At 56.9% G+C, this 3,369-nt stretch carries 2 protein-coding genes; both read right to left on the reverse strand.

Features of this window, described 5'->3' with window-relative positions:
- Window positions 1–103 precede the first annotated feature (103 nt).
- Entirely contained in the window at window positions 104–1,003 is a 900-nt protein-coding gene (locus OQZ28_RS17340; RefSeq protein ID WP_458136689.1) for a Fic family protein, read from the reverse strand.
- Between the two features lie 333 nt (window positions 1,004–1,336).
- Window positions 1,337–2,911 carry a Fic family protein gene (locus OQZ28_RS17345; RefSeq protein WP_007396290.1) on the reverse strand — a complete coding sequence of 525 codons (1,575 nt, stop codon included), beginning with the start codon at window positions 2,909–2,911 and terminating at the stop codon, window positions 1,337–1,339.
- Between the last annotated feature and the right edge of the window lie 458 nt (window positions 2,912–3,369).

The following is a 3,369-nucleotide window of genomic DNA, read 5'->3' on the forward strand; positions in this document are numbered from 1 at the left end:
CTCTCCAGATCCATACCTGCCCCGGCCTGTCTCCTTACGCCTACGGCTTCAGGAGACAGGCCGGGCCTTCAACAGGGGGTTAATATTGCATGCCGATCAGGGGTTATTTTTGAGTGCCGATTGACACTTCGGTAACGGTCCGGATGATGGCGTCTGACAGGAACCCGATCAGGGGCGGCCAGTCGAGCCGCTGCTGGGCCCGTTTGAGCGCCGCGTAATAGTCCTGTCTGTGGGCCTCGATATAAGGGGAAAGATACAGGGGAACCTGGCCGTCAGCGGCCATCATCAGCGGCAGCAGCAGGCGGCCAACCCGGCCATTGCCATCGCTGAACGGATGCACGGCCTCGAAATGGGTATGGGCGATGGCCATCCGGGTGATGAGGGACTGGGTCATCTGCTGCATCCCGTCGGCCTGCATGTAGTTCAGCGTGGCCTCCAGACAGGCTGCCACCTGGTCTGGCGGGGGCGGGTTATAGGTCGAATAGGCGATATGCCCTGTCCCGCCGATCCAGACCACGTCCCGGCGCAGGGTGCCCGGTGTCCCGCGATAGGCCGGGTCATGCTGCATGACAGCCTGATGGAGCGCCAGCACGGTGGGCAGGCGGAAGAGGGCCGGGCCTTCGCTAGAGGCCTGTGGCAGGAACTGTTCCAAGGTTCGCGCATAGTCGCGGACCTGCCGGGTGGCATGGGAAGCGTCCTGGTCGTCTTCATCGACCACCAGCAGCTCATTGAGGGTGCTGTGCGTGCCTTCCAGGGCGGAACTGCTGAGGGCTTCCTGACGGCTCAGGACGCGACTGATCAGGTACGGATCAGGCAGGGTGCGGGCGAGGGCGGCGATTTCACCCAGGGCGGACAAAGCCTGCCCATGGCAAGCAGCGGCATCGCCCAGCATAACGCCCGCTTCAGGCGGCGGCGGGGGCACGACCCCGTAATGCTGGGCATAGGGGGCGGGCAGCCGCTGCAGACAGTCCCGGATCCCGCCGGCCAGATCCTCACGCTTCATCCTGTCCAACCTTTTTCAGAGACTAGATTTTCCTAGCATAATTAAGGTTTGAGTTAAAACATTAATCATGTTTGCCAGAAGAAGGCCCTTGCGTAAGGTTCTGCCAGATTGTGTGGGCGGCCACAGGTGACGTGGATGAAAAATTCCTCCAGCCTTCAAACCTGTCCGGTAATATGGATTATCGGACAGATTGTTAATGCCCGTTTTCCCGACGTCAGAGCGCAGTACACCGACGCCTCAAAGCGGATGTAGCTACAAGGTGTATGAGGATTGGTTTCGGTCAAATCCAGAGCGGTTCACGGCGCCTTGTCCTTTTACTCGCCCTGTCAGGCTTCAGTCAGTCTGAAAGGCCGATCTCACGCCCTCAACAAAGCTTTCCCATTCTTCATCTGTGACTTGTCGGATGACTTCAGGTCCTGAGAATTCTTTCCGTAGGCCTTTGCCGACGATAAAGTTGTTGGACTGCAAGCTCCGAATGATGCGGTCGGCATCCTTGTCCGGCATGTCCAGCACGGCCTTGATTAGCCCGCGTGCCCTATGGTGACGTCGGAGATAGTCAGCCTCCTCCTGCATGTGCTCGTTCATTGTGAGTTTGATAACGTGCCCAAGATAGTCGACATGCGGCGCAAGATCCGGATAGCGCCAAGCTGGCCGAGTAGCTTCATCGCCAGTAAACACGAGGTTGGACTGAATGCCGTCCGGATAGGTTTTATTTTCCGACGCGAAAGACACATGCGGGCGTGCGACCCTCATCAGGGGGATTGAGACGCGCTCAAGGATCGCATCGTAGTGACGCCTGCTCGTCTTGTCGTCCATAATGGCAACGGACACCGGAATGATGACACCATCCGGGATAGCGTTATCCCGGCAGAGAATGTCATTGATGAGGTAGCGGTGTGTCCGACCGTTCCCGTCTGCCAAGGGGTGAATGTAGACGAAGCCGAAGGAGGCGACTGCAGCACGTAGGATGGGTGACTGCCCTTGGGTTTTTTCGAGGAAGACCGCTAGTCCATCAAGCATGTTCTTCAGGTCTTCCGGTGGTGGCGCCACATAATGCACGACCTCCCCACGTATCGTGTTCTCGCCTACAAAAACTGGTGATTTTCTGGGACCGAAACTGCTGATGAACGTCTTCGAGCCGATAATATCCTTCTGTAGTTCAATGAGCGCCGGACCGAGAAGCGGGATTGCACTCTTGCCGGTTCTGGTTGCCAGCACATGGCTGAAGAGGGAAATCTTGTCGGTCTGGTCAGCCTCGCCCTCGATAGCAAAGCTTGCCTTGCTCTCACGATTGGTGAGCCAGACTGCCGCCCGCGCGAGCATGTCATCGCCGAAATCCTCCTGCAGGCGGGTATATCTGGCGGCGATGTCGAAACCTGCGGCAAGTTCCAGCGGCCGGCTTTTTCTGATGGAGGGACAAAAATACCTTGTCCCTGGCATGTTATCCCGCACATGCCACTTTTTAATATTGATGGCTTGGTTCTGGTTTGCGGTAACAACCAGCTTGTCATTCAACGCGGAGACATAGTTGCCACCGACCGCCGTTTCGGTTTCTAGTTCTAGTCCCGTCAGAAACTCATAAAGGAAGGCGGCGCGGCGCGCGTATTGCCCCGTCGGTTCCCGCTCTATCCAGACTCGCACGAAGTCAGGACCTGACGCCTCGAATACCCGCGCCAGCAGTTCGAGGTTGGTTGGCTCATAACGCAGGTGGAACTGAAGATGTCCGGCCGGGGTCTCAACGGGTCGCATGCTTTCCGGATAAACTTCGTAGCTCTCAAAGCCATGATGGCGGCTCTCCCGGCGCGAACCGACCGTGCTAGTCACGGGAAAGCCGCAGCAGGGATCGATACCAAAGTTATCGCCGAGCCATCGCCCGCCAAGCAGCGTGGACCTTTCTACGTCCGTCATTAGAAACACGCCTCATTCGAAAAAACCGATTACGATTGCGCATATTCGATTAGAAATCAGCAATATTGCAAGAAAAGACTTACGCCGTAGGCGAACGGTTCTCCAGAAAAGCCGGGCTAAGGCAGGCTGACAAGATCCGACGCTAAACGGCGCCGAGATTGGCGAAAACAGCTGCTTTTCAACACAATTCGTCGGAAAGCGGACTGGCAGTTCCCCTAAAGTTGTCGGCTCTATTGGATTGAGAGTGATAACGTCTCAAGGGGTGGCAGACCCATGACCTGTTACACTATGATGTTGTACTCCTCTTCATAAGCCGTAAGGCTTATGAAAGGATACACTATGGGTAATAGTGTAACAGGCCGGGCCTGAAACCGGCCGGCCTGTCCCGCGTCAGCGGCGGTTTTCCTGTCCGGGGCGGGTGACATGTGTTACACTTTTCGGGATCATATGCCCAAGCG

Source organism: Komagataeibacter sp. NFXK3, from assembly GCF_054182245.1.

Excerpts from the sequence above, each read along its gene's own strand:
- OQZ28_RS17340 (WP_458136689.1), bottom strand. The coding sequence starts at position 1,003 with ATGAAGCGTGAGGATCTGGCCGGCGGGATCCGGGACTGTCTGCAGCGG.
- OQZ28_RS17345 (WP_007396290.1), bottom strand. The coding sequence starts at position 2,911 with ATGACGGACGTAGAAAGGTCCACGCTGCTTGGCGGGCGATGGCTCGGC.